Source organism: Prauserella shujinwangii, from assembly GCF_003001955.1.
GTDB classification, from domain to species: domain Bacteria; phylum Actinomycetota; class Actinomycetes; order Mycobacteriales; family Pseudonocardiaceae; genus Qaidamihabitans; species Qaidamihabitans shujinwangii.
In genome coordinates this window covers 189,882-215,421 of the sequence record NZ_PVNH01000010.1, presented here as the reverse complement: position 1 = coordinate 215,421, position 25,540 = coordinate 189,882, and the positions used below count along the sequence as shown (strand labels likewise).

23 protein-coding genes are annotated in these 25,540 nt (G+C 74.1%); 11 read left to right on the top strand and 12 right to left on the bottom strand.

The window, feature by feature from the left end:
- Positions 1-2: 2 nt before the first annotated feature.
- Complete coding sequence (locus tag B0I33_RS23650) at positions 3-2,216, bottom strand: MMPL family transporter (protein ID WP_106181053.1); 2,214 nt, start codon at positions 2,214-2,216, stop codon at positions 3-5.
- A gap of 133 nt (positions 2,217-2,349) precedes the next feature.
- Between B0I33_RS23650 and B0I33_RS23645 the strand changes: the two genes are divergently transcribed.
- Positions 2,350-2,964, top strand: coding sequence for a TetR/AcrR family transcriptional regulator (locus tag B0I33_RS23645; RefSeq protein ID WP_245900976.1), 615 nt, complete (start codon positions 2,350-2,352; stop codon positions 2,962-2,964).
- Here B0I33_RS23645 and B0I33_RS23640 read toward each other — a convergent pair.
- The 4 genes from B0I33_RS23640 to B0I33_RS23625 form a co-directional block, all read right to left on the bottom strand.
- Positions 2,961-3,677, bottom strand: coding sequence for a TSUP family transporter (locus tag B0I33_RS23640; protein WP_106181052.1), 717 nt, complete (start codon positions 3,675-3,677; stop codon positions 2,961-2,963). The genes B0I33_RS23645 and B0I33_RS23640 overlap by 4 nt on opposite strands.
- A 44-nt stretch (positions 3,678-3,721) precedes the next feature.
- Positions 3,722-6,553, bottom strand: coding sequence for an aconitate hydratase (locus B0I33_RS23635; RefSeq protein ID WP_106181051.1), 2,832 nt, complete (start codon positions 6,551-6,553; stop codon positions 3,722-3,724).
- A 217-nt stretch (positions 6,554-6,770) separates the two neighbouring features.
- Positions 6,771-8,300: a flagellar basal body protein FliL gene (locus B0I33_RS23630; RefSeq protein WP_245900975.1), complete on the bottom strand. Its 1,530-nt coding sequence runs from the start codon at positions 8,298-8,300 to the stop codon at positions 6,771-6,773.
- A complete protein-coding gene (locus B0I33_RS23625; RefSeq protein WP_181193426.1) occupies positions 8,297-8,779 on the bottom strand; it encodes a hypothetical protein in 483 nt (160 codons plus the stop codon). Before B0I33_RS23625 ends, B0I33_RS23630 begins: the two co-directional genes overlap by 4 nt.
- A 213-nt stretch (positions 8,780-8,992) precedes the next feature.
- Between B0I33_RS23625 and B0I33_RS23620 the strand changes: the two genes are divergently transcribed.
- The 5 genes from B0I33_RS23620 to B0I33_RS23600 all read left to right on the top strand — a co-directional run bounded on the left by B0I33_RS23620 (position 8,993) and on the right by B0I33_RS23600 (position 14,059).
- On the top strand, positions 8,993-10,330 hold the full coding sequence (locus tag B0I33_RS23620) for an NlpC/P60 family protein (RefSeq protein WP_106181049.1): 1,338 nt from the start codon (positions 8,993-8,995) through the stop codon (positions 10,328-10,330).
- Positions 10,331-10,366: 36 nt separating this feature from the next.
- A complete protein-coding gene (gene mobA / locus B0I33_RS23615; protein WP_106181048.1) occupies positions 10,367-10,939 on the top strand; it encodes a molybdenum cofactor guanylyltransferase in 573 nt (190 codons plus the stop codon).
- Between the two features lie 99 nt (positions 10,940-11,038).
- The gene (locus B0I33_RS23610; RefSeq protein WP_106181047.1) at positions 11,039-12,121 is read left to right on the top strand and encodes an AAA family ATPase; all 1,083 of its coding nucleotides are present in this window, start codon (positions 11,039-11,041) and stop codon (positions 12,119-12,121) included.
- A gap of 19 nt (positions 12,122-12,140) precedes the next feature.
- Positions 12,141-13,082: a DUF58 domain-containing protein gene (locus B0I33_RS23605; RefSeq protein ID WP_106181165.1), complete on the top strand. Its 942-nt coding sequence runs from the start codon at positions 12,141-12,143 to the stop codon at positions 13,080-13,082.
- Positions 13,079-14,059 (top strand): VWA domain-containing protein, encoded by a 981-nt coding sequence (locus B0I33_RS23600; RefSeq protein ID WP_106181046.1) that lies wholly within the window; start codon positions 13,079-13,081, stop codon positions 14,057-14,059. Before B0I33_RS23605 ends, B0I33_RS23600 begins: the two co-directional genes overlap by 4 nt.
- Positions 14,060-14,126: 67 nt before the next feature.
- Here the strand turns inward: B0I33_RS23600 and B0I33_RS23595 are convergent, their stop codons facing one another.
- The 5 genes from B0I33_RS23595 to B0I33_RS23575 form a co-directional block, all read right to left on the bottom strand.
- A complete protein-coding gene (locus B0I33_RS23595; protein WP_106181045.1) occupies positions 14,127-14,591 on the bottom strand; it encodes a tRNA (cytidine(34)-2'-O)-methyltransferase in 465 nt (154 codons plus the stop codon).
- A gap of 50 nt (positions 14,592-14,641) precedes the next feature.
- Entirely contained in the window at positions 14,642-15,043 is a 402-nt protein-coding gene (locus tag B0I33_RS23590; RefSeq protein WP_106181164.1) for an acyl-CoA thioesterase, read from the bottom strand.
- A gap of 39 nt (positions 15,044-15,082) precedes the next feature.
- Entirely contained in the window at positions 15,083-16,024 is a 942-nt protein-coding gene (locus B0I33_RS23585; protein ID WP_106181044.1) for a TAXI family TRAP transporter solute-binding subunit, read from the bottom strand.
- Positions 16,025-16,115: 91 nt separating this feature from the next.
- Positions 16,116-17,507 carry a sensor histidine kinase gene (locus B0I33_RS23580; protein ID WP_106181043.1) on the bottom strand — a complete coding sequence of 464 codons (1,392 nt, stop codon included), beginning with the start codon at positions 17,505-17,507 and terminating at the stop codon, positions 16,116-16,118.
- 3 nt (positions 17,508-17,510) lie between these two features.
- The gene (locus B0I33_RS23575) at positions 17,511-18,170 is read right to left on the bottom strand and encodes a response regulator transcription factor (protein WP_106181042.1); all 660 of its coding nucleotides are present in this window, start codon (positions 18,168-18,170) and stop codon (positions 17,511-17,513) included.
- Between the two features lie 148 nt (positions 18,171-18,318).
- On the opposite strand from B0I33_RS23575, the gene fabG reads away from it, so the two are divergent.
- The 3 genes from fabG to B0I33_RS23560 all read left to right on the top strand — a co-directional run bounded on the left by fabG (position 18,319) and on the right by B0I33_RS23560 (position 20,960).
- On the top strand, positions 18,319-19,023 hold the full coding sequence (gene fabG / locus B0I33_RS23570) for a beta-ketoacyl-ACP reductase (protein ID WP_106181041.1): 705 nt from the start codon (positions 18,319-18,321) through the stop codon (positions 19,021-19,023).
- A 72-nt stretch (positions 19,024-19,095) separates the two neighbouring features.
- On the top strand, positions 19,096-19,860 hold the full coding sequence (fabI, locus tag B0I33_RS23565) for an enoyl-ACP reductase FabI (protein WP_106181040.1): 765 nt from the start codon (positions 19,096-19,098) through the stop codon (positions 19,858-19,860).
- A 59-nt stretch (positions 19,861-19,919) separates the two neighbouring features.
- Complete coding sequence (locus B0I33_RS23560) at positions 19,920-20,960, top strand: ferrochelatase (protein ID WP_106181039.1); 1,041 nt, start codon at positions 19,920-19,922, stop codon at positions 20,958-20,960.
- 60 nt (positions 20,961-21,020) lie between these two features.
- On the opposite strand, the gene B0I33_RS23555 is transcribed toward B0I33_RS23560, so the two are convergent.
- Positions 21,021-21,815 carry a hypothetical protein gene (locus tag B0I33_RS23555; protein WP_106181038.1) on the bottom strand — a complete coding sequence of 265 codons (795 nt, stop codon included), beginning with the start codon at positions 21,813-21,815 and terminating at the stop codon, positions 21,021-21,023.
- Between the two features lie 108 nt (positions 21,816-21,923).
- Between B0I33_RS23555 and B0I33_RS23550 the strand changes: the two genes are divergently transcribed.
- Positions 21,924-23,336, top strand: a complete 1,413-nt coding sequence (locus B0I33_RS23550; RefSeq protein WP_181193425.1) for an ATP-binding protein — start codon at positions 21,924-21,926, stop codon at positions 23,334-23,336.
- The gene (locus tag B0I33_RS23545; RefSeq protein ID WP_106181036.1) at positions 23,333-25,294 is read left to right on the top strand and encodes a vWA domain-containing protein; all 1,962 of its coding nucleotides are present in this window, start codon (positions 23,333-23,335) and stop codon (positions 25,292-25,294) included. Before B0I33_RS23550 ends, B0I33_RS23545 begins: the two co-directional genes overlap by 4 nt.
- A 3-nt stretch (positions 25,295-25,297) precedes the next feature.
- On the opposite strand, the gene B0I33_RS23540 is transcribed toward B0I33_RS23545, so the two are convergent.
- Positions 25,298-25,525, bottom strand: a complete 228-nt coding sequence (locus B0I33_RS23540) for a hypothetical protein (protein ID WP_146147551.1) — start codon at positions 25,523-25,525, stop codon at positions 25,298-25,300.
- Between the last annotated feature and the right edge of the window lie 15 nt (positions 25,526-25,540).

The following is a 25,540-nucleotide window of genomic DNA, read 5'->3' as shown; positions in this document are numbered from 1 at the left end:
GCTCACGCGGTGGGTGCGGTCAGCCGCGGCGGGACGGCCGCCTCGGTGATGCCCCACCGGGCGTGCAGCCGGCGCAGCGGTGCCGGTGCCCACCAGTTGGCCGACCCGGCCAGCCGCATGAACGCGGGCAGCAGGACGCCACGGATGAGCAGCGCGTCCACCAGCACCGCCACCGCCATGCCGACCCCGATCATCTTCAGGTACACCACCCCGCCCAGCGCGTACACCGCGAAGGACGCGGCGAGGATCACCGCCGCGGTGGTCACCAGCGGTGCGCCCCGTTGCAGCCCGGCCGGGACCGCGAGCCGCGCGTCTCCCGTGCGCAGGTACTCCTCGCGGATCCGGGACACGATGAACACCTCGTAATCCATGGACAGGCCGTAGACGATGCAGAACATGAGGACGGGAACGCTCGATTCGAGCGTTCCCGTCGCGGAGAAGCCGAGCGCGCCGGACAGGTTGCCGTCCTGGAAGATCCAGACGAGGGCGCCGAACATCACCGCCATGCTCAGCAGGTTGAGCACGGTGGCCTTGACCGGGAGGAGCAGGCTGCCGGTCATCAGGAAAAGGATGGCGAAGGTGAGCAGCAGCACCACTGCCAGTACCAGGGGAAGGCGCTCGGTCATCGCGGCCCGCCAGTCGGCCGTCTCCGCCGGAGCGCCGCCGACGAGCACGGGGAACGGCGCGGGCACGGCCCGGATCCGGTCCACCAGGTCGGCCGGGTCGCCCGCAAGTGCGCGCTGGGACGGTATCGCGGTGAGGAAGGTGCCCCCGTCCGCGGTGTAGGCACCCGCGGGTGGGGGCGCGGCGATACGGATGCCCGACGTGAACGAGCCCGCCGCCGAGTCCACCTGGGTGATTCCGTCCACCGCGGACAACTCGGCCGCGTAGGCCGCGACGGCGTCGGTGCCACCGGACCGGGGTGCGACGAGGTACACCGCGTCGGACTGTTCCTGGGCGAACTCCGCCCTGATCACGTCGGCGGTCGCGCGGCTCGGGGAACCCTCCGGCAGGATGCGGGCGTCCGGCATGCCGAACCGGAGTCCGAGTGCCGGCGCGGCGAGCACGAGGACGACGACCAGGAGCGACCCGCCGAGGAGCGCGGGACGGCGCATCACGAGACGGGCGAGCCGGAACCAGCCACCGGAACCGGTGCGCGGGGAACGTGCCCGGCCCGCGGCCCGGTGGCCGAGCGTGGCCAGGATCGCCGGCAGGAAGACGAGCGCGCCGAGCACCGCCGCCGCGACCACGGCGGCGCCCGCGTAGCCGAAGGAACGCAGGAAGCTCAGCGGGAACAGCAGCAACGCGAGCAACGACACCGCGACGGTGAGGCCGCTGAAGAGGATCGTGCGGCCTGCCGTTCCGACGGCGGTGACGACCGCGCCGGCCACGTCGCGGCCCGCCGCCAGTTCCTCCCGGAACCGGCCGACGAGGAAGAGGCAGTAGTCGACGCCGAGCGCGAGGCCCATGACGAGCGCGATGTTGGCGGCGAACGTCGAGACGTTCGTGACCCCGGCGATACCGCGCAGTGCCGTGAGGCTCCCGGCGATGGCGAACACCCCGACACCGAGCGTGACCAGCGCCAGGACGATGCCACGGTAGTACAGCACGAGCAGGAGGAGCACGAGCGGGATGATGACGGCCTCCGCGCGGAGGAAGTCCCGCCGGGACTGTGCCCCGATCTCCCGGAAGACCTCATCCTGCCCACCCGCCTGCACCCGCACCGACGCGCGGTCGCCGGTGTACTCGCGGGCGATCTCACCGACCCGCGCGCGGGACTCGTTGACGTCTCCGGGCACCCGCGCGAGCACCAGTGCCCGGGTGGCGTCCGTGCTCCGCAGGGCTGGGTTGCTCCGGTCGGGCCAGTAGGAGACGACCTCGGACACCCCGGGCTCGGCCGCGAGCGCCCGGCCGAGCCGCTCGCCCGCCGTCCGGACGGCGGGGTCGTCGACGGTGCCGTGGTGCGCCGTGACGAGCAGGGCGAGGTTCGGCGGCCCGGTGTGGAACCGCTCGGCGAGGAGGGTGCGCGCGCGGTCGGACTCCGAGCCCGGCGCGTCGATCCGGGACAGGGACAGCGCGTCCAGGGCTCCGGCTCCCAGTACGCCGGTGAGCACGGTCGCCAGGGCACCGACGGCGAGCAGGAGGAACCTGCGCCGGACGGTGAACCGGCCGAGCCGTTCGAGCAGGGGTGGGCGGGCAGGGGCGGGCGTGGGCACGGGGGCGCTCCTCGGTGCGGGTGGACGGACCGCGCGGCGACCGGCTGGTGCGCTACGCTGAGTCGAAGACGAGTCATCGCTCGTATTTCAAATTAAGAGCGATTGCTCGTGTTTGTCAACCGAGGAGGGTGAGATGGCGCGGCAGCCCGCCGAGCGCAAGCGACAGGCGCGCGGGGAGCGGCGCATGCGACAGCTCGAGGACGCCGCCGCGGAGGTGTTCGCGGAGCTGGGCTACGCGAGGGCGACCACCAATGCCATCGCGGCGAGGGCGGGGGTGTCGCCGGGCACCCTGTACCAGTTCTTCCGGAACAAGGAGGCGCTGGCCGAGGCGCTGGCGCAGCGATACCGCGCGGCGTTGCGGGACGCTCACGACAAGGCGTTCGACCCCGGCTTCGCGTCCCTGCCGCTTCCCGAGCTCGTCGACCGGATGGTCCAGCCGATGATCGAGGTCAACCTCGCCAATCCCGGCTTCAAGGCGCTCTTCGCGGCGACCGACATGCCGGAACGGCTCGCGGCGCCGACGAGGCAGTTGCACCAGGCTGTGGTCGGCAAGATCGCGGAGGTGCTGACGGCGCGCGTGCCGGACCTGCCCGCCGCGCGAGTGCGGACGATCGCAGTGGTGTCCACGCAGATCTTCGGGGCGCTGCTGGGAACCGTGGTGTCGGCGCCGCCCGCGGAACGTGAGGCCTGGCTCACCGAGCTGAAACGGGCGCTGCTGGGCTACCTGGAACCCGCGCTGCGGAGCTAACCGATCGCGCTGCGGACGAGCAGGGCGACGGCGCTGGCGGCGGCCACGGCCAGCACGGCGGTCCGCAGATGCGTGCCGTCGAGCAACCGCCGGGCCGGTCCCGACAGCACGAAACCCGCCACGAGGAACGGCAGCAGCCACGCGGCGAGCAGCAGGTGCCGGGTCTCGATCTGCCCGGCGAGCCCCAGGCCGCCGAGGGACAGCGCGGAGCCGAGCACGAAGCAGGCCGCCATCGTCGACCGGATGCGCGGTCCCGCGGAATGCTGGTACAGCAAGGCCAGCGGCGGCCCGCCGATCGACGCGGCCGTGCCGAACGTGCCGCTCGCGATTCCCGCGACCAGCAGCGGGACCGGGGCGGGTACCGGCCGCCACGACGTCACCGACAGCACCACGCAGACCAGCACCGCGATGCCCACCACGGCGGCGAACGGCCGCTGCGCGAGCACGGCGACCGCGAGCACGCCGAGCGCCGTACCCGGCGCCCGGCCCGCCATGATCCAGCCCACGCCACGCCAGTCGGTGTCCCGCAGTTCCCTGCCGACGGCCAGCAGCGCGTGGCCGCTGCCGACGAGAAGCAGCGGCACCGGGACCAGCGCGGGCTCGAGCAGCGCGAGCAGCGGGGCGGCCACGAGGTTCATGCCGTAACCGACCGTCCCCTGCACGAGGGCCCCGGCGAGTACGGCGAGCCCGGCGATCAGCAGTGTCGCCGTCACTCGTCCTCCCGTCCCGCCGGGGCCCTGCGCGAGCCGCCGGATCGTCAGGCGGTCATCTTGCGCAGCACGTACTGCAGGATGCCGCCGTTGCGGTAGTAGTCGGCCTCGCCCGGGGTGTCGATGCGGACGACCGCGTCGAACTCGACCGTGCCGCCGTCCTCCTTGGTCGCCGTCACGTGGACCGTGCGCGGCGTCTCACCCTCGTTGAGTTTGGTGATGCCGGAGATGTCGTAGGTCTCCGTGCCGTCCAGCCCCAGCGAGTCGGCCGAGGAGCCCTCCGGGAACTGCAGCGGGACGACACCCATGCCGATGAGGTTGGAACGGTGGATCCGCTCGAACGACTCGGCGATCACGGCGCGCACGCCGAGCAGTCGGGTGCCCTTCGCCGCCCAGTCCCGCGACGAGCCGGAGCCGTACTCCTTGCCGCCGAGCACCACGAGCGGGATGTTCCGGGCGGCGTAGTTCTGCGCCGCGTCGTAGATGAACGCCTGCGGGCCGCCTTCCTGCGTGAAGTCGCGGGTGTAGCCACCCTGCACACCGTCCAGCAGCAGGTTGCGCAGCCGGATGTTGGCGAACGTGCCCCGGATCATGACCTCGTGGTTGCCCCGCCGGGAACCGTAGGAGTTGAAGTCCTTGCGCTCGATGCCGTGCTCCTGCAGGTACCGGCCCGCGGGGGAGTCGGCCTTGATGGCGCCGGCGGGGGAGATGTGGTCGGTGGTAACCGAGTCGCCCAGCTTGGCCAGCACCCGCGCGCCGGTGATGTCCTCGACCGGTTCCGGCTCGGCGCCCATGCCGTCGAAGTACGGGGGCTTGCGCACGTAGGTCGACTGCGGGTCCCACGCGAACGTCTTGCCCTCGGGCGTGGGCAGCGACTTCCACCGCTCGCCGCCGTCGAACACGTCGGCGTAGTCCTTGGTGAACATCTCCTGGTTGATCGCCGACTCGATCGTGCTCTGGATCTCCTGCGGCGAGGGCCAGATGTCCCGCAGGTACACGTCGTTGCCGTCGGCGTCCCGGCCCAGCGGCTGGGACTCGAAGTCGAAGTCCATCGTGCCGGCCAGCGCGTAGGCGATGACCAGCGGCGGCGACGCCAGGTAGTTCATCTTGACGTCGGGGTTGATCCGGCCCTCGAAGTTCCGGTTGCCGGACAGCACCGACACCACGGCGAGGTCGTTGTCCTGCACCGCGGCCGAGACCTCCTCGGGCAGCGGGCCGGAGTTGCCGATGCAGGTGGTGCAGCCGTAGCCCACGAGGTGGTAGCCGAGCTTCTCCAGGTACGGCCACAGCCCGGCCTTCTCGTAGTAGTCGGTGACGACCTGCGAACCGGGCGCCATCGACGTCTTCACCCACGGCTTGACCGACAGGCCCTTCTCCACCGCGTTGCGGGCGAGCAGCGCCGCACCCAGCATCACCGACGGGTTGGAGGTGTTCGTGCAGGACGTGATCGAGGCGATCACCACGGCGCCGTGGTCGAGCTCGAACTCGCCCCGCTCGGCGGAGCTGACGTGCACCGGGTTCGACGGGCGGCCCTGGCCACCGGCCGCGGCCGAGTAGTGCACCGGGCGCCCGGATCCGTTGCCACCCGCGTGCTCACCGGTGTAGCCGGGCGAGTCGCTGGCCGGGAACGACTCGGCGGAGGCCTCGTCCACCAGCGACTCCACGCCGCCCTCGCTCGTCACCTCCGTGGTGGCGTAGTCGCCCAGCGCGTTGCGGAAGGCGGGCTTCGCGTCGGAGAGCGCGATGCGGTCCTGCGGCCGCTTGGGGCCCGCGATGGACGGGACCACAGTGGACAGGTCGAGTTCGAGGTACTCGGAGTAGGCGGGCTCGTGGCCGGGATCGTGCCAGAGACCCTGCTCCTTGGCGTAGGTCTCGACCAGCGCGATGTGCTCGGGGTCGCGGCCGGTGAGCTTGAGGTAGCGGATCGTCTCGTCGTCGATCGGGAAGATCGCCGCGGTGGAGCCGAACTCCGGGCTCATGTTGCCGATCGTGGCGCGGTTGGCCAGCGGCACGGCACCGACACCGTCGCCGTAGAACTCGACGAACTTGCCGACGACGCCGTGCTCCCGCAGCATTTCCGTGATCGTCAGCACCACGTCGGTGGCGGTGGCGCCCGGCGGGATCTCCCCGGTGAGCTTGAAGCCCACCACCCGGGGAATGAGCATCGAGACCGGCTGGCCGAGCATCGCGGCCTCGGCCTCGATGCCGCCGACGCCCCAGCCCAGCACGCCGAGGCCGTTGACCATGGTGGTGTGCGAGTCGGTGCCCACGCAGGTGTCCGGGTAGGCCTGCCCGTTGCGGGCCATCACGGTGCGGGCCAGGTACTCGATGTTGACCTGGTGCACGATGCCCGTGCCCGGGGGCACCACCTTGAACTCCTCGAACGCGTTCTGCCCCCAGCGCAGGAACTGGTAGCGCTCGCGGTTGCGCTCGTACTCGATCTCGACGTTGCGCTCGAAGGCGTCGGCGCGGCCGAAGACGTCGATGATGACCGAGTGGTCGATGACCAGTTCGGCGGGGGCGAGCGGGTTGACCCGGTCGGGGTCACCACCGAGTTCGGTCACCGCCTCCCGCATGGTGGCGAGGTCGACGACGCACGGCACGCCGGTGAAGTCCTGCATGATCACCCGGGCGGGGGTGAACTGGATCTCGGTCGACGGCTCGGCCGAGGGGTCCCAGCCGCCGAGCGCGCGGATGTGGTCGGCGGTGATGTTGGCGCCGTCCTCGGTCCGCAGCAGGTTCTCGAGCAGGATCTTCAGGCTGTAGGGAAGGCGCTCGGCGCCCTCGACCTTGTTCAGCCGGAACACCTCGTAGGAGGCGTCGCCGACCTTCAGCGTGTCGCGAGCGCCGAAGCTGTCCTTGCTGGCGGGTGCAGTCACGTCTCAACTCCGGGTCAGTTCGGTGGTGTCTTGCGGCTCTGGTCGTCCGGGGGCAAGGCCGAGTCTTGCGCACCCCCGACGTGTCCGCAGAGGTGGGCTGGTCGACGCCGCCCTGCTGACCTAAACAGTACGCGTGTCCTTTTTTGACTTCAAGGGGAGGTGTGCGCGGGGCCCGGCGCCATCGTGTGGTACCGGGCCCCGCGCGGTGCGCGACGCGTCAGCCGGCGGCCGCGCGCAGCAGCGTCAGCAGGTCCTCGCGGTCGAAGCTGCGCAGCACGGTGAGGCCCACCTCGTTGAGCGTGCGCAGCGGGCTGACGTAGTGCTTGCCGTCCACCTCGGTGGTGACGACGCCGAGACCCTGCCGCACCAGCCCCGTCCCGAAGCTCTGCAGCGCCTGCCGCGCCTCGGGCGGGAACGGCGTGTCGGACTCCCTGGCGACCAGGACGCCGAACTGGTCCGCGCACACCTGCTGGCTGTCGCCGTCCACCGTCACGCGGTAGCAGTCACCGTCCCGCACCAGGGAGAACGTGCCCGGACCACCGGCCTGGCGCAGCTCCAGCTCCGTCAGCGTGGCCCTGGTGCCGCCGGTCACCTCGCTCGTCTCGGTCTCCAGCCGGACGATCTCGGCCCCCGCGGGCTCCAGGTCCTGGCCCGCCGCGGCGACCAGCGCGGGTCCGGCGTCGTGCAGCACGGCCATCTCGTCCGGCGGCAGCAGCTCGATCACCCGGCGCGGGTCGGCGTCCAGGGCCGCCTGCACGAGTGCGCGCACGGCGTCGTTGGGCGAGTCCGCCCCCACCGCCGGGATGGACTGCTGCGGCCACGGCTCGCCCGCGTCGCGCAGCGCGTAGTCGGCCACCGTGTAGAACAGGCTCGGGTACCACTCGCCGTCCACGCGCACGGTCGCGATGCGGATCGGCTCGCCCGCCTCGCGCACCAGGTCGGCCACGTCGACGGTCCTGCTCCGCCGTGCTCCCTCGAGGGCGCGCCGCTCGTCCGCCGAGAGGACCGCGTCCAGGAAGTCCCCGGCGAGCGGCAGCCGCGCGAGGTCGACATCGATCGTCAGCGTGCCGCCGGTCAGCTTGGTGATCGTGAGGTGGTCGTTGACCTGCTCGGCCTGCGCCTCGTCGAACCGCAGCCCCTCCGTGCTGATCCGCAGCCCGGACAGCGACTCGGGGTCGGCGCTCTCGTCGAGCACGCCGAGCCGCTTGAGCTCGGCGGTGGTGTCGGAGACCGGGTCGACGAGCACGGCCGCCTCGGCCGGGGCCAGCGCGCTCAGCAGGCCGACGACGTCGCCGTCGCCGAGCGCCGTGGCCAGCCGGGCCGCCGCCTCGTCCGGCGTGTCCGCCCCGGCGGCGACCGAGTCACCGCGGGACAGCGCGAACCACGTGGCCCCGCCGCCGAGCACGGCCACCAGGACGGCCACCAGCGCGATCACCAGGCCGCGCCGACCCCGCCTCGGTGGCTCGGGCGCGGCGGGCCCGGCGTAGGCCACGCCGGGCTGCTGCGGGGGCGGGAACGGCGGCGGGTACTGCTGTGCCGGGTACGCCTGCTGCGGTCCGCCCGCCGGGTACTGGGCGTTCGGCGGGTGCTGAGGTTGCTGAGGGTGCTGCGGGTATTGAGGGGACTGCGGGTACTGGGAGCTGGGCGGGGGCGAGCCGTCCGCGGGCCCCGGAGGCGGGAAGCCGCCGTGGTGCCGAGGGGTGCCCTGCGGGGGCTGCCAGTGGCCGCCGGGGCCTGGATGGGTCACGGTCGCACACCTGCTCTTCCGGTTCGCCGCACCGCACGGCCGCCCCGCCGGATCGTGCCGAGCACGCCGAGGGCGCCGAGCAGTGCGAGGGTCATGCCTGTCGTGGTGACGAGGGGACCGGACACGGTCGTCCCGGTGACCCCGCCGCCCGCTTCGACGAGCGCGGCCACCGCCACGGTTCCGACGATCACCGCGAGCGTCGCGGTCGCCGCCGCGGCGGTGCGGAACACGCCCAGCACGAGGAGCCCGGCGCACAGCGCGCCGAGCATCGGCACCCCGATCCAGGCGCGTGCCAGCGCGCCGGAAATCGGCTCGCCCGCGATTCCGAAACGGTGCGCCAGCGCGGCGGCCGCATAGCTGTCGCGCAGTACCTCCCCGGAGCGGAACCACGGCAGGAATGTTCCGGTGACGGCGATCACCATTCCGGCCGCGGCCGGGTACGCGAATATCCGCGGCTGGCTCGTGACGGTGTCCGGCATCACGGTCCTTCCTGTTCACGGACGGTCCGGTAGTGCGACGCGGCGGGCGGCGCGCGGGTTCGGCCCGCCGCGAAGTTCGCCGATCTCGATTCGGTGACGCCGCCCATCCCCCGGATTGGGGAAATGTGCCCGGAGGGGCCGGAGTTTTCAGTGTGACAACTGGTGCGAATGTGACGCCGGTGGCACAGTCCCTTCCGTAGTCCATTCGGGGAGGTGGAGACTGTGCCGCACGGACCAGGCTTATCGGCTGGACTCCGCAGCGCCGCCGCGGCCGGCGCACTCGCCCTGGTCGCGCTGCTCGGCGCGGGCGGGACCGCGGTCGCCGTGCCACCGCCGCCGCCCAACCCGAGTGACTCGGAACTGGCCCAGAGCAGGCGCGCCGCCAACGCGCGCGCCAGCGAGGTCGGCCAGCTCGCCAACCGGCTCGCCCGGGCGGAATCGCGGCTGGCGGAGCTGCGCGACGAGGTCGCCCTCAAGATGGAGGAGGCCAACAAGGCCCTCGTCGACCTGCGGGCCGCCCAGGACGCCGCCCGCACCGCCGAGCGCGAGGCCGTCGCCGCGCGGGCCCAGGCCGACGCGGCCGCCGCCGCGATCGAGCGCAAACGCGCCGCCCTCGACCGGTTCGTGGCCGGCAGCTACCAGCAGGGCAGCACGATCGGCTCGGTCGGCGCCTACCTCGGCTCGGACAGCCCGAGGGACCTGCTCGCCAGGGCGCAGCTGCTCGACGCCGTCAGCGGCAGCCAGCTCGACGCGCTCGCGTCGATGCGGCAGGCCCGGGTCGAGAAGGCCAACAAGGACGCCGCCGCGCGCAAGGCGCTCGAGCTCGCCGAGCAGCGCAGGGAGGAGGCCGAGGACGCCAAGGCGGCCGCCGACGCCGCGCAGGCCGCCGCGATCCAGGCCCGGCGCGCCCAGGCCGCCAGGGCCGACCAGCTGGAGGCGGAGAAGAACAGCGTCGAGCGGCAGCTCTACGCCGCCCAGTCCCGCGTCGACGGGCTGGAGGACCAGCGCCAGCGGTACCAGGAGTGGCTGGCGCAGAAGCGGCGGGAGGAGGCGGCGCAGGCCCAGCAGGCCGCGTCGTCGTCGGCGGGCAGCTCCGCACCGAGCGGTGGCCCGGCCCCCGCGGGCCCGTCGAGCGCGTCCGTGGAGTCCGTGATCGCGAGGGCGATGTCGCAGCTCGGCGTCACCTACGCGTGGGGCGGCGGCAACGCGAGCGGACCCACCCGCGGCATCCGGGACGGCGGCGTCGCCGACTCCTACGGCGACTACAACAAGATCGGCTTCGACTGCTCGGGCCTGATGATCTACGCCTTCGCCGGGGTCAAGTCGCTGCCGCACTACAGCGGCTACCAGTACTACGAGGGGCGGCACGTCCCGCTGTCGCAGGCCCGCCGGGGCGACATGCTCTTCTGGGGCCCCGGCCGGATCCACCACGTCGCGCTCTACCTGGGCAACGGGCAGATGATCGAGGCGCCGTACTCGGGCGGCCGCGTGCGGATCGCGCCGGTACGCTACGACGGCATCATGCCCTACGCCACCCGCCTGATCGGCTGACCCCGTGCCCCCGCCTGCCCCGCGAGTGTTCGCCCGATGAGCGGGCTCGCCGGGATCGTGCTCGCCGGCGGGGCCGCCCGCAGGCTCTCCGGCGTGGACAAGCCGATGCTCGAGGTCGGTGGCATGCCGCTGCTGCACCGCGCGGTCGGCGCGCTGCGCGGCGCCGAGCCGGTGGTCGTGGTCGGCCCCGAGCGGCCCGGCCTCCCCGGTGTCCGGTGGACGCGGGAGGACCCGCCCGGCTCCGGCCCGGTGGCCGCGCTGGCCGCCGGGCTGCGCCTGCTGCCCGCCGAGAGCCCCGCGCCGGTCGCCGTGCTCGCCGCCGACCTGCCCGCCATCACCGAGCACACGGTCCGCAGGCTGCGCGACGCCCTCGGCTCGGCCGACGGTGCCGTGCTCGTCGACGCGGACGGGCACCGGCAGTGGCTGATCGGCGTGTGGCGAGCGACCGCGCTGCGGGCCGCGCTGCCCGGACGGCCCGAGGGCGCAGCCCTCCGCGCCACCCTCGGCGGACTGTCCATCGTGGACGTACCTGCCCGCGCGGGCGAGGCCGCCGACGTGGACACCCCCGAGGACCTCGGCGGGGGCCTTCACAGCGGTCATACCGGGTGACCGGTTTGCTGGAGGTCCCTACGGTCGCGAGCAACCGTGTCCGGCCCAGCGGGTACGGTCACGGAACGTAGGCGCACCGACCCAGCGAGGAGGTAAGGCGTGACCGAGCCCGGCTATCCCGACGGCGCGAACGCGGCGCACGGGGGCGGCGCGCAACCCGGTACCCCGGCCCGGGACGCGCAGCTGCTCGAGCGCACCGTGTTCGAGGTCAAGCGCATCATCGTCGGGCAGGACCGGCTCGTGGAGCGCATGCTGGTCGGCCTGCTGGCCAAGGGCCACCTGCTGATCGAGGGCGTGCCCGGCGTGGCGAAGACCCTCGCGGTGGAGACGTTCGCCCGCGTGGTCGGCGGCTCGTTCTCCCGCGTGCAGTTCACCCCCGACCTCGTGCCGGCCGACATCGTGGGCACCCGTATCTACCGGCAGGGCAGCGAGAAGTTCGACGTCGAGCTCGGGCCGGTGGTGGCCAACTTCGTGCTCGCCGACGAGATCAACCGCGCGCCGGCCAAGGTGCAGTCGGCGATGCTGGAGATCATGGCCGAGCGGCACGTGTCGATCGGCGGCGAGACCTTCCCGATGCCCGACCCGTTCCTCGTGCTGGCCACCCAGAACCCGATCGAGAACGAGGGCGTGTACCCGCTGCCCGAGGCGCAGCGCGACCGCTTCCTGTTCAAGATCATCGTCGAGTACCCGACCGCGGAGGAGGAGCGGGAGATCGTGTACCGGATGGGCGTGACCCCGCCGGAGCCGCACGAGGTGCTCAGTCCCGCGGAACTGGTGCGCCTGCAGGACGTGGCCGCGCGGGTCTTCGTGCACCACGCCCTCGTCGACTACGTGGTGCGGCTCGTGCTCGCCACCCGCACGCCCGGTGAGCACGGCCTGTCCGACGTGGCGGGGTGGGTGTCCTACGGCGCGTCGCCGAGGGCGAGCCTCGGCATCATCGCCGCCGCCCGCGCGCTGGCGCTCATCCGCGGCCGCGACTACGTGCTGCCGCAGGACGTGGTGGACGTGGTGCCGGACGTGCTGCGGCACCGGCTGGTGCTGTCCTACGACGCGCTGGCCGACGGCGTCCCGCTCGACCACATCATCACCCGGGTGCTGCAGACGGTGCCGCTGCCGCAGGTGTCCGCGCGCCCGCAGGGTGGCTCCGGCCAGCCGGTCGGGGCGGGCGTGCCCGGCCGGTGACGAACGGGGCGAGTACGCCATGAGGGACGAGACCGGAACCAGGCCGGACTGGGCGCCGCCCGTACTCCGCGGGGAGCGGCTCGAGGCCGGGCTGCGCACCCTGGAGCTGGACGTGCGCCGCAGGCTGGACGGGCTCCTGCAGGGCAACCACCTCGGGCTGGTGCCGGGCCCGGGGTCCGAGCCGGGGGAGGCCCGGCCCTACCAGCCCGGCGACGACGTGCGCCGGATGGACTGGGCGGTCACCGCGCGGACCACCGAGCCGCACATCCGCGAGACCGTCGCCGACCGTGAGCTGGAGACGTGGGTCGTGGCCGACCTCTCCGCCAGCCTCGACTTCGGCACCGCGTTCTGCGAGAAGCGCGACCTCGTGGTGTGCGCGGTCGCCGCCATCGCCTACCTGACGGCGGGCGGTGGCAACCGGATCGGCGCGCTCATCTCCAACGGCGCGCGGACCGTGCGGCTGCCCGCGCGCGGCGGGCTGGCGCACTCCCGCAACCTCGTGCGCCAGGTGGCGCGGATGCCCCGCGCCGAGGAGGGCACGCGCGGCGACCTGACCGCCGCCGTCGAGCAGCTGCGCAGGCCGCCGCGCCGGCGCGGGCTCGCCGTCGTGGTCTCCGACTTCCTCGGGGACACGTCGTGGGAGCGGCCGTTGCGCGCGCTGTCGGCGCGGCACGAGCTGATCGGCGTGGAGGTGCTCGACCCGAGAGACGTCGACCTGCCCGACATCGGCTCCGTGGTGCTGGCCGACCCGGAGACCGGACGGCAGCGTGAGGTCAACGCCTCGGCCCTGCTGCGCAAGGAGTTCGCGGCCGCGGCGCGGGCGCATCGCGCCGAGGTGGCCAGGGCGCTGCGGCAGGCGGGCGCGGGACACCTCGTCCTGCGCACCGACTCCGACTGGATCGCCGACACCGTCCGGTTCGTCGTGGCGCGCAAGCGCGGCTGGTCGGGAGCCGCCTCGTGAGTCTCACCGGATTCCGCTCGCCGTGGTGGTTCCTGCTGCTGGTGGTCGTGGCCGCCGTGGTGGCGGGCTACGTGCTCGCCGTCCGGGCGCGCCGCAAGCGCACCATGCGGTTCTCCAACCTGGCGTTGCTGGAGCGGGTCGCCCCGCGCGCCGAGGGCTGGACGCGGCACGTGCCCGCCGCGCTGCTGGTGGTGTCGCTGCTGCTGCTCACGTTCGCCCTGGCCGGGCCGACCGCCGAGCAGAAGGTGCCACGCAACCGCGCGACGGTGATGCTCGTGATCGACGTGTCCCTGTCGATGGAGGCCACCGACGTGCAGCCGTCGCGGCTCAAGGCGGCGCAGGACGCCGCCCGGCAGTTCGCGAAGGGACTCACACCGGGCGTCAACCTCGGGCTGATCTCGTTCGCGGGCACCGCCACCGTGCTGGTCGCGCCCACCACCGAGCGGGAGGGCGTGGTCCGGGCGATCGACAATCTCAAGCTCGCCCAGTCGACGGCGACCGGCGAGGGGATCTTCGCGGCGCTGCAGTCGATCGAGAGCTTCTCCGCGGTGGTCGGCGGCGCGGAGGGCCCGCCACCCGCGCGGATCGTCCTGATGACCGACGGCAAGCAGACCGTGCCGCAGGACGAGTACGCGCCGAGGGGAGCGTTCACCGCCGCCGGCGTGGCCAAGCAGAAGGACATCCCGGTCACGGCGATCTCGTTCGGCACCTCGCACGGCACGGTGGAGATCGAGGGCAAGGAGGTTCCCGTCGAGGTCGACGACGCCTCCATGAAGGAGATTGCCCGGCTCTCCGGCGGCGACTTCTACAAGGCGGCCACCGCCGAGGAGCTCAAGCAGGTGTACGCGAGCCTCGGCGAGCAGATCGGTTACGAGACCAAGGATGTCGACGCCAGCAAGCCGTGGGTCGTGCTGGCCACCCTCGTGCTCATCTCGGCGGCCGGGACGTCCCTGCTGGTGGGTCAGCGACTCCCGTAGCCGGACGCCGCGGCAGTGTTTCCGTGGTGAGCACCACGGTTCTCCCGCACGAGCTCGTCGGCGCCGGTCAGCGGGCGCCCGCGAAGCCGTGCTGCCGCCAGGCCTCGTACACCGCGATCGACGCCGTGTTGGTGAGGTTGATCGACCGTGACGCGGGCAGCATGGGCAGGCGGAGCCGGTCGGTGACGGCCGGGTGGCGCTGCACGTGCTCGGGCAGGCCCACCGACTCGGGGCCGAAGAGCAGCACGTCACCCTTCTCGTAGGCGACGTCGGTGTAGCGGCGGGTGGCCGACGTGGTGAACGCGTAGACGCGCTCCGGCGCGAGCGCGCGCAGCGCGGTCTCCAGGTCCGGGTGCACGCGCAGGTGCGCCAGGTCGTGGTAGTCGAGTCCCGCCCTGCGGACGTACTTCGACTCCAGCGAGAACCCGAGCGGCTCGACCAGGTGCAGCTCGCAGCCGGTGTTGGCGGCCAGCCGGATCGCGTTGCCGGTGTTGGGCGGGATCTCGGGCTGGTAGAACACGATCCGGAACACGCGCGCATTCTCGCAGGTCAGCCTTCGTGAGCGGGCACCGCGGTGCCCGCTCACGAAGGCTGGGCGCGCAGCAGGAGCTCCCGGGCGTCCTCGGGCGGCGGCGCGGGCCGGTAGTCGACGGTGCGCACCCACACGTACCGGTTGGCGCCCTCCGCCACCAGCTGCTCACCCCGGTGGATCCGGATCCCGATCACCATCGACGTGGTGCCGACCCGCTCGACCCCCAGGCTGACCACCAGCTCGTCGTCGAACCGGCACGGCGCCAGGTACCGCAGGCCGGCCTCGGCGACCACCAGGTCGACACCGCGTTCCAGCATCGCCGCGTGCGAACCGAACAGCGCCGCGCACAGCTCGAACGAGGCCATGTCCACATAGGCCAGGTAGTTCGCGTGGAAGACGATGCCCTGCGGATCGCACTCGTGGTAGCGCACCCGCAACGGCATCCGCACCATCGGCTCCCAGTCGCCCACCGCGTCCGCTCCTTCCCTCGCTCAGCCGTGGAGTGCACGGTACGCGGCCGCGGCGCCGGGATGCAGCGGCACCGTGCGGGTGCCGATGAGCGTCCGCACGTCGAGGTACTGGGTACCCACCGCCTGCTCGGGCACCAGGTGGCCGGCCCGCGTCACCAGTACCCGGGTGACGGCGGCCGCGACGTCGTCCGGCAGCCCCGGGGCGCACACGAGCAGGTTGGCCACCCCGACGGTCGGCACCGAGGGCACCCCGGTGTAGGCGCCCGCCGGGACCCGGACCTCCCGGTACACCGGACCGTGCGCCGCGCGCAGCGCGGGCAGCAGCCCGTCCAGCGGGACGAGGCGGATACCCGTGGCCCTGCTCAGCTCGCCGAGCGCGGGGGTGGGCACCCCGCCCGACCACAGCAGCGCGTCGATCTGCCCGGACCGCAGCGCGGACACCGCGTCGGCGAGCCGCAGGTGCCGCACGCGGGCCGTCAGCCCGGCGGAGGCGAGCAGCCGCTGCCCGGTCAGCGCGGCACCCGAGCCCGCCGCGCCGAGCGACACCCGGCGGCCCGCGAGGTCCTCGACGGACCGCACCGGACCGGTGGCGCGCGCGACCAGCTGCACGTAGTTCTCGTAGACCCGGCCGATCGCGCGCAGCGGCACCGGATCCGCGAACGGCCCGGTGCCCGCGACCGCGGCCTCCGCGGTGTCGGCCAGGGCGAGCCCGAGGTCCGCCCGGCCCGACCGCACCAGGCTCACGTTCACCACGCTCGCCTGGGTCGGCATGGCCACGCAGCGCAACCGCGGCTCGGCCCGGTGCAGCTCGGCGGCCAGCAGCCGGGCGAACGCGAGGTAGAACCCGCCGGACTCGCCCGCGGCGATGGTCAGCAATCGTTCCGGCCCCCGGTAGCCGGGAGCCGCGCAGCCGGCCGCGGCGGCGAGCGTGCCCAGCAGGACGGCGCGGCGGGACACGGTCACGAGAGCACCATCCTCCCTGCGGGCCTTGGCATCACGATGGGGCTCGGTGCAGGGACCCCGGCGGGAGCCGGGATGGTCGCCTGGTTGGATGTCATGCCGTGCCCACCGGCAGCGTGACGTGCACGGCGAGGCCGTGCGGTTCGGCCCGGTGCAGCTCCAGCCGCCCGCCGCGGGCCGTGATCTGCCGGTCCGCGATCGCCAGGCCGAGCCCGCTGCCCCGCGGGGCGCCCGCGCCGCCGCCGCGCCAGAACCGCTCGGTGGCCCTGGCCAGACCCTCGGCGCCGAGCCCGGGTCCGTCATCGGCGATGACCACGCGGGCGAGCCCCCCGGCGGGCTCGAACCGCCAGCTCACCTCCACCCGGGCGCCGCTGCCCGCGTAGTGGATCGCGTTGTCCAGCAGCACGTCGAGCACCTGCGCCAGCTCCGACTCGGGGCAGGCGGCCAGTACCCGGCCCGCCCCGGCGAGGACCAGCTCGACGCGGGCCCGCCCGGCGGCCGCCCGCCAGGCGTCCACGCGGTCGGCCGCCACGGCGGCGACGTCGCACGGCTCGCCGCGTTCCGGTCCGGCCGCCAGCCGGGTCGCGGTGCTCTCCGCCAGCGCGAGCGCGAGCAGGCCCTCGGCGAGGGACTCCAGCCGGTCGACCTCGGCCACGGTCGCCTCGTAGGTGCGGCGGCCCTCCGAGCCGATCGCCGGGGCCAGCGAGTCGACGCGCAGGCGCAGCGCGGCGAGCGGGTTGCGCAGCTGGTGCGAGGCGTCGGCGACGAGCCTGCGCTGCTGCTCGGCCGACGAGACCACCGCGTCCGACATCCGGTTGAACGACGCCGCCAGCGCGCGCAGCTCCTTCGGCCCGTCCCCGGCGGGCACCTGGGCGCGGCGGCCCGCGGTCACCGCGCGCACCCCGCTGTCCAGCGCGTGCAGCGGGCGGACCACCCACCGCGCGAGCCACACGGCCACCAGCACGAACACGGCGGCGGCGAGCAGCGCGCCCAGCCCGACGGCCGTCCACCGGGCGGCGACGTCCGCCGCGGCCGCGTCCACCGAGGCCCGCAGCACCACCGCGCCCGCCACACGGGTGCCGGTGCCCACCGGCCGCGCGAACAGCACGGGCTCCGCCGACCAGGGGCCGAGCGTCGGCGGCTGCGGTCCCGGCTCGTTCCGCAGCGCCCCCTCGACCACCGCGCGCACACCGGGGTCGGCCAGCGAGAGGCCCGCCTGCGCCAGCGGTTCGCGGCGGGCGTCCACGACCACCACCCCCTCGCCGTACAGCTCGGCGTAGCGGCGGGCCTCCGCGGCGAGCGTGCCCGTGTCGCCGGAGTCGACGGCCTGCTGGGCGAGCACGACGAACCGGTCGATGTCCGCGTCCCGGCCGATCACCAGCTGCTGTGTCCGCTGCTCGGCGGTGGTGCGCAGCAGCGGGGCGGCGAACCCGGCGACCGCGGCGAGCGCGAACACCACGAGGACGAGCAGCAGCCGGGTGCGCACCGCTCACGCACCCAGCCGGTAGCCGAAACCGCGGATGGTGGACAGCAGGCCCGGCCGGTCGAGCTTGGCGCGCAGCTGGGTCACGTGCACGTCCAGCGAACGGGACACCGCGAGGTAGGCGTCCCCCCACACCTCGTCCAGCACCTGCTGGCGGCTCACCGCCGTGCCCGGGCGCGCCGCCAGCACCGCGAGCACGTCGAACTCCTTGGTGGTCAGCGGCACCTCGCGGCCGCCGACGTGGACCCGTCGCGCGGCGAGGTCGATCTCGACGTCGCCCACCAGCACGACGTCGCCGCCGCGCGTCCCGCCACCCGCGGCGCGGCGCAGCACCGCGTCCATCCGGGCCAGCAGCTCGGCGAGCCGGACCGGCTTGGCGAGGTAGTCGTCGGCGCCCAGCCGCAGCCCGCGGACCACGGAACGCTCGTCGCCCCGCGCGGTGAGCACGACCACCGGCACCGGCGACACCTGCCGGATCTTGCGCAGCACGTCCAGGCCGTCGATGTCGGGCAGGCCGAGGTCCAGCAGCACCAGCTCGGCGTCGCGGTGCCGGGTGAGCGCGTCGGCGCCGCGGGCCACGTGGTGCACGGCGTGCCCGCGAGCGCGCAGGCTCTCGGTGAGCGCACCGGCCACACCGTCGTCGTCCTCGACGAGCAGTACCCGCACCGTGTCGCACCCTTTCCGGTCACCGTCCCGCTGTGTCCAACGCCATGCGGGGTTACTGGAGCGTAGCGGCGCCGCCCCCGAGACTCGCCCGCCCCGAGCCGATAACCTCACCGCGTCAGCAGCGACGACACGCTTCGAGGAGTATCACGTGGGACGGTCCGTACTGGTCACCGGCGGCAACCGCGGCATCGGGCTCGCCATCGCGCGCGGCCTCGCGGCGGCCGGGCACGACGTCGCGGTGACCCACCGCGGCTCCGGAGCGCCGGAGGGCCTGTTCGGCGTCCAGGCCGACGTGACCGACTCCGAGCAGATCGACGCGGCGTTCAAGCAGGTCGAGGAGCACCAGGGCGCGGTGGAGGTGCTCGTGTCCAACGCCGGGATCACCGACGACACGCTGCTGATGCGGATGGGCGAGGAGCAGTTCACCCGGGTGCTCGACGCCAACCTCACCGGCGCCTACCGCGTCGCCAAGCGCGCCTCGCGCGGCATGCTGCGCGCCAAATGGGGCCGGTTCGTGTTCATCTCGTCGGTCGTGGGCCTCTCCGGCGGCGCCGGGCAGGTCAACTACGCGGCGAGCAAGGCGGGCCTGGTCGGCCTGGCGCGTTCGCTCACCCGCGAGCTCGGCTCCCGCAACATCACCGCCAACGTGGTCGCTCCCGGCTTCGTCGTCACCGACATGACCGACGCGCTCACCGAGGACCAGCGGGCGGCCGCGCTCGCGCAGATCCCGGCCGGCCGCTACGGCGAGGCGGACGACGTGGCCGCGGCGGTGCGGTTCCTCGCGTCCGACGAGGCCGCCTACGTCAACGGCGCCGTGCTGCCCGTCGACGGCGGCCTCGGCATGGGCCACTGAGCCCGTCGCCGATCTCCCTGCCCTTCAACATCCTCGATATCTCTGCCGACTCTCTCCCGACTTGGAGGACTGGTGTCCGGACTGCTCGCAGGCAAGCGGCTGCTGATCACGGGCGTGATCACCGACGCGTCGATCGCGTTCCACGCGGCCCGGGTCGCGCAGGAGCAGGGCGCGCAGGTGGTGCTGACCGGCTTCGGCCGGCTCTCGCTCGTCGAGCGCATCGCCAAGCGGCTGCCCGAACCCGCGCCCGTGCTGGAGCTCGACGTCCAGAACCCCGAGCACCTCGACACGCTCGCCGACCGGGTGCGCGAGCACGTCGACGGGCTGGACGGGGTGCTGCACTCGATCGGCTTCGCGCCGCAGAGCTGCCTGGGCGCGCCGTTCCTCGACGCGCCCGCCGAGGACGTCGCGAAGGCGCTGGAGGTGTCGGCGTACTCCTTCAAGTCGCTCGCGGTCGCGACGCTGCCGCTGCTGGGGCAGGGCTCCTCGATCGTCGGGATGGACTTCGACGCCCGCGTGGCGTGGCCCGCCTACAACTGGATGGGCGTGGCGAAGGCCGCGCTGGAGTCGGTCAACCGCTACCTCGCCCGCGACCTCGGCCCGCGCGGGATCCGGGTGAACCTGGTCGCCGCCGGCCCGGTGAAGACCATGGCGGCCAAGTCGATCCCCGGGTTCGAGGAGCTGGAGAACTCCTGGGGCGACCGTGCCCCGCTCGGCTGGGACACCGAGGACCCGACGCCGGTGGCCAGGACGATCTGCGCGGTGCTGTCCGACTGGCTGCCCGCCACGACCGGCTCGATGATCTGGGTCGACGGCGGCGTGCACGCGATGGGCTGACCTGCGCGGCGCACCGGCCCGGTGCTGCGTGCGCGTGGTCACAGCGCGAGGATGTCCCCGTGAACTACGACGCGCTGCTGTGGCTGTCCTTCGGTGGGCCCGAGGGACCGGACGAGGTGATGCCGTTCCTGGAGAACGTGACCCGGGGCAGGGGGGTGCCGAGGGAACGGCTCGAGGAGGTCGCCGAGCACTACCACCACTTCGGTGGGGTGTCGCCCATCAACCGGCTCAACCGTGAGGCCATCGCCGCGGTGGAGAAGGAACTGGCCGCGCAGGGCATCGACCTGCCCGTCTACTTCGGGAACCGGAACTGGCGGCCCATGGTGGAGGACACCGTCGCCACGATGGCCGCCGACGGGGTGCGCCGCGCGCTCGTCTTCCCGACCAGCGCCTACGGCGGCTACTCGGCCTGCAGGCAGTACGACGAGGACATCGAGCGGGCCAGGGCCGCCGTCGGCGAGGGCGCTCCGCACCTGGTGAAGCTGCGGCAGTTCTTCGACCACCCGCTGTTCGTCGGCGCGTTCGCCGACGCGCTGCGGGCCGCCCGCGCCGAGCTCGGCGCGGACGAGGGGACGCGCACCGTGTTCGTCGCGCACTCGGTGCCCGTCGGCGCGGACGCCGCGGCCGGCCCGCCGGGGTCGGGCGGGCACCGGTACTCCCGGCAGATCGCGGAGGCCGCCCGGCTCGTGGCCGCCGAGGTGGGACTCGGCGGCCACGACGTGGTCTGGCAGTCGCGATCCGGCCCGCCGCAGGTGCCGTGGCTGGAACCGGACATCGTCGACCACCTCGGCACGCTGCACGCCGAGGGGGTGCGCGCGGTCGCGGTGTGCCCGGTCGGGTTCGTCTCCGACCACCTCGAGGTGATCTGGGACCTCGACAACGAGGCCGCCGAGCGCGCCGCGGAGCTGGGGATGGGCTTCGCCAGGGCCGCGACGCCGAACGCCGATCCCCGGTTCGCGCAGCTCGTCGTGGAGCTGGTCCGCGAGCACACGCAGGGTGCGCCCGCGCGCAAGCTGTCGGACTTCCCCGCGGCGGGCGGGACCGCCAACGGCGCCCCGTGCGCGCCCGGCTGTTGCGAACCGGTGCGGCGCCGCTCGTGAGCGCCGGACCGTGGTGGGGCCCACGGTCCGCGCTCCCGGCCGGTGCCGGGGAAACGAGGCTCAGGACGGGGCGGCCTGGTCCGCGAAGGCCCGGACCGCCTCGTCGACGGCGGCGCGGCGGGCCGTCCGCACGGCGTCGGCCAGCGGCCGCAGCGCGTCGGCCCTGCGGGTGGCCGCCGACGCCGACAGCGCGCCGCCGGGCTCGTCGGCGCTGGCGAGCGCCAGGATCGCGCCGACCTCCTCCGCCCGCTGCAGTACGCGCAGGGCACGCCCGGGCATCCCGGAGGGCCAATCCGGGCGGGGTCGCGCCCGCAGCGTGGCGGACAGTTCGGCCCGCACGCCCGGCCGGTCGCTGGCCACGTCGAGTGCCTGCAGCGCGCCCGCGCTGTCCCGGATCGCGTCGGTGAGCCCGTGCTCGGCCTCGGCCAGGCCGACGTACTCCGGCTCGGGCCCTCCGGGCACGCCGAACACCGTCCACCGCACCAGCCCCTCGGCGATCGCCTGCGGCACGAGGCCGTAGCCGGTCTCGGGCAGCAGGACCGCCTCCCCGGACCGCAGCGCGGCCTTGCCGAACGGGCCGGCCCCGCCGAGCCCGCGCACGTCCCCGGGCACCGGGAGCAGCAGCCGTGCGGTGGACACACCGAGCCTGCGCAGGGCGGGCAGCAGCTGGCCCGGCGTCGCCGGGACGGCACCGGTCACCGGGATGTCGAACGCCTCGGCGGTGCCGGTGTCGGCGGCCACCACCTCATGGGCCTCGCCCCACGCGCGCAGCGCGTCGAGGGCGTCGTCCGACGCGGCGGCACCGTGCAGCCACGCCGAGCACCAGACGGCCAGGGTCGCACTCGGACAGCACACGGCGCTCCAGCGTACCGTGCGCCCTCCCCGCCCCGGCCACCCTCGATCCCCGGCGGCTGGAGTCGCTCCACGTCGACGGCGGCCGGAACCGCAAGTAGCGTCGGAACGGTGACAGTGTCCGTACCCCCGGCCCCGCCCGCCGATCTTCCCCGCACCGCGGGCGCGCTGCGCGCCGCGGGACACCGGCCGCGCGGCGTGAAGGCCGAGATCCACGACAACCTGCTCGCCGCCCTGCGTGCGGGGCGCGAGCCGTGGCCCGGCATCGTGGGCTTCTCCCGCACCGTGCTGCCCCAGCTCGAACGCGCCCTGCTCGCCGGGCACGACGTCGTCCTGCTCGGTGAGCGCGGCCAGGGCAAGACCCGCCTGCTGCGCACGCTCGGCGGGCTGCTCGACGAGTGGACCCCCGTGATCGAGGGCTCCGAGCTGGCGGAGCACCCGCTCGCGCCGGTCACGCCGGTGTCCCGGCGCCGCGCCGCCGAGCTCGGCGACGACCTCCCGGTCGCGTGGCTGCACCGCGACCAGCGGTACACCGAGAAGCTCGCCACCCCGGACACCTCGGTGGGCGACCTGATCGGGGACGTCGACCCGGTGAAGGTCGCGGAGGGCCGCAGCCTCGGCGACCCGGAGACGATCCACTTCGGCCTGGTGCCCCGCGCGCACCGCGGCATCGTCGCCATCAACGAGCTGCCGGACCTCGCTGAGCGCATCCAGGTGGCGCTGCTCAACGTCATGGAGGAGCGCGACATCCAGGTCCGCGGTTACACCCTGCGGCTGCCGCTGGACGTCCTGCTCGTCGCCACGGCGAACCCGGAGGACTACACCAACCGCGGCCGGATCATCACCCCGCTGAAGGACCGGTTCGGCGCCGAGATCCGCACCCACTATCCGCTGGACGTCGCCGCCGAGGTGGACGTCGTCCGGCAGGAGGCGGACCTGGTGGCCGAGGTCGGCGAGCCGCTGCTGGAGATCCTCGCGCGGTTCGTCCGCAACCTGCGCGAGTCGGCCGTCGTCGACCAGCGCTCGGGCATCTCGGCCCGGTTCGCCGTCGCCGCCGCGGAGACCGTGGCGGCCGCGGCGCTGCGCCGGGCCGCCCTGACCGGTGAGAAACCGGCGGTGGCGCGGCCGGTGGACCTGGACGCGGTGCCCGCCGTGCTGCGCGGCAAGGTCGAGTTCGAGCCGGGCGAGGAGGGCCGCGAGACCGAGCACCTGGTGCACCTGCTGCGCCGGGCCGTCGCGGAGACCGCCCGCGAGCGGTTCGCCGGGCTCGACCTCAGACCGCTGTCGACCGCCGTCGCCGACGGGCACCTCGTCGCCACCGGCGAGCGGGTGCCCGGCACGGAGGTACTGGCCGCGCTGCCGGAGCTGCCCGTCCTGCACGAGGTGGCGCAGCGGGCGGGCGCGTCCGCCGACGACCCGCCCGCCCGCATCGCCTCGGCGGTCGAGCTCGCCCTCGAGTCGCTGTACCTGTCGCGGCAGCTCGCCAAGGACGCCGACGACAACACCACGGTGTACGGACCATGACCGGCGGACCGGCGGACCGGTACTCCTACGGCCCGTGGCACGAGGGTCCCGACCCGCTCGCGCCGCCGGCGGACCTGCGGGACGCGCTGGACGAGATCGGCCGGGACGTCATGTCCGGCTCGTCGCCGCGCTCGGCACTGGAGGAGCTGCTGCGCCGCGGCACCCCGCGCACCGCGGGCCTGGACGAGCTGACCCGGCGGCTGTGGCAGCGCCGCTCGGAGATCCAGCGGCGGCACCGGCTCGACGGCACGCTCGGGGAGGTGCGGCGGCTGCTCGACGAGGCGCTCGCCGCGGAACGCTCGGCGCTGTTCCCCGACCCGTCCGACGACGCCCGGTTCGCCGAGGCGAGGCTCGACGCGCTCCCGCCGGGGACCGCGGCCGCAGTGCGGGAGCTGGCCGAGTACCCGTGGGTCTCCGAGCAGGGCAGGGAGAACTACGAACGGATCCGCGAGCTGCTCGGGCAGGAGCTGCTGGAGTCCCGGTTCGAGGGGATGAAGGACGCGCTGCGCTCCACCACACCCGAGGACGTCGAGCGGGTCAACCGGATGCTCGCCGACCTCAACGAGCTGCTGGCGGCCCACGCGCGCGGCGCCGACGACGTCGACGAGCGCTTCGCCGCGTTCATGCGCGGGCACGGCGAGTTCTTCCCGGAGAACCCGCGGAACGTCGACGAGCTGATCGACGCGCTCGCCGCCCGTTCGGCTGCCGCGCAGCGCATGCTCAACTCGATGACCGCCGAGCAGCGCGCGGAACTCGCCGAGCTGTCCCAGCAGGCGTTCGGCGATCCCCGGCTCGCCCAGCAACTGTCCACACTGGACGCACAGTTGCGCTCGCTGCGCCCGGGGGAGGACTGGACGTCCTCGGGCCGGTTCCGCGGGGACGACCCGCTCGGCCTCGGCGAGGGCGTCCAGGCGATGACGGACCTCGCCGAGCTGGACGCGCTCGCCGAGCAGCTGTCGCAGGCCTACCCCGGGGCGCGGTTGGAGGACATCGACCTGGAGGCGCTGGAGCGGCAGCTGGGCCCCGACGCGGGGGTCGACGCGCGCAGGCTCGCGGAGCTGGAGCGGGAGCTGCGGGCGCAGGGCGTGTTCGAACGCGCGCCCGACGGTTCGCTGCGGCTGTCGCCCAAGGCGCTGCGCAGGCTGGGCGAGACCGCGCTCGCCGACGTCGTGCGGACGCTGCGCGGCAGGGCGGGGGAGCGGGACACGGCCGCCGCGGGCGCGGCGGGGGAGCCGAGCGGGTCGACCCGGCCGTGGCGGTTCGGCGACACCCAGCCGTGGGCGGTGTCCCGGACGGTGCGCAACGCGGTGCTGCGGACGGCGTCCCGCGGTGGCGGGGCCGTCCGGCTCGACGTGTCCGACGTCGAGGTGGCCGAGACCGAGCACCGGTCGCGCGCGGCGGTGGCGCTGTGCGTCGACACGTCGTGGTCCATGGTGGCCGAGGGCAGGTGGCTGCCGATGAAGCGCACCGCGCTGGCGCTGCACCAGCTGATCTCCACCCGGTTCCGCAACGACGCGCTGCAGCTCATCACGTTCGGCCGCTACGCGGCCCCCCTCGAGCTGGGCGAGCTGGTGGGCATGGAGGGGACCTGGGAGCAGGGCACCAACGCCCACCACGCGCTGCTGCTCGCCGGCAGGCACCTGCGCAGGCATCCCGACGCGCAGCCGGTGGTCCTGCTGGTCACCGACGGCGAACCGACCGCACACCTGGAGCCGGACGGCACCGCCGAGTTCGACTATCCGCCCAGCCCCCGCACGCTGCTCAAGACGCTGTCCGAAGTGGACCGTCTGGCGCGGCTCGGCGCGGCGACGACCGTGTTCCGGCTCGGTGACGACCCGCGGCTCACCGCGTTCGTCGACCTGCTGGCGCGGCGGTCGGGCGGCCGGGTGCTGGCACCGGATCCCGACGGGCTCGGTGCCGCCGTGGTGGGCGACTACCTGCGGACCCGCCGGGCGTGACGCTCAGCGGGTGCCGAGGTCGCGCTGCAGCTCGACGTCGAGCACGCCCGGCACCGCGCGCAGGCCGGCGACCACGTCGGCGGGCGCGGAACCGGTGACCGTGCCGAGGACCGCCTGGACCGCGTCCACCGCCATCCCGGCCTGCTTGAGGCGGGACACGACGTCCTCGACATCGTGCAGGGCGGGCTCGGAGATCAGCACCACCACCTTGCGATCCGCAGCGCGATCCACGGCAGCCTCCCGTCC

Excerpts from the sequence above, each read along its gene's own strand:
- B0I33_RS23645 (WP_245900976.1), top strand. The coding sequence starts at position 2,350 with ATGGCGCGGCAGCCCGCCGAGCGCAAGCGACAGGCGCGCGGGGAGCGG.
- B0I33_RS23625 (WP_181193426.1), bottom strand. The coding sequence starts at position 8,779 with ATGCCGGACACCGTCACGAGCCAGCCGCGGATATTCGCGTACCCGGCC.
- mobA (WP_106181048.1), top strand. The coding sequence starts at position 10,367 with ATGAGCGGGCTCGCCGGGATCGTGCTCGCCGGCGGGGCCGCCCGCAGG.
- B0I33_RS23605 (WP_106181165.1), top strand. The coding sequence starts at position 12,141 with ATGAGGGACGAGACCGGAACCAGGCCGGACTGGGCGCCGCCCGTACTC.
- B0I33_RS23590 (WP_106181164.1), bottom strand. The coding sequence starts at position 15,043 with ATGGTGCGGATGCCGTTGCGGGTGCGCTACCACGAGTGCGATCCGCAG.
- B0I33_RS23545 (WP_106181036.1), top strand. The coding sequence starts at position 23,333 with ATGACCGGCGGACCGGCGGACCGGTACTCCTACGGCCCGTGGCACGAG.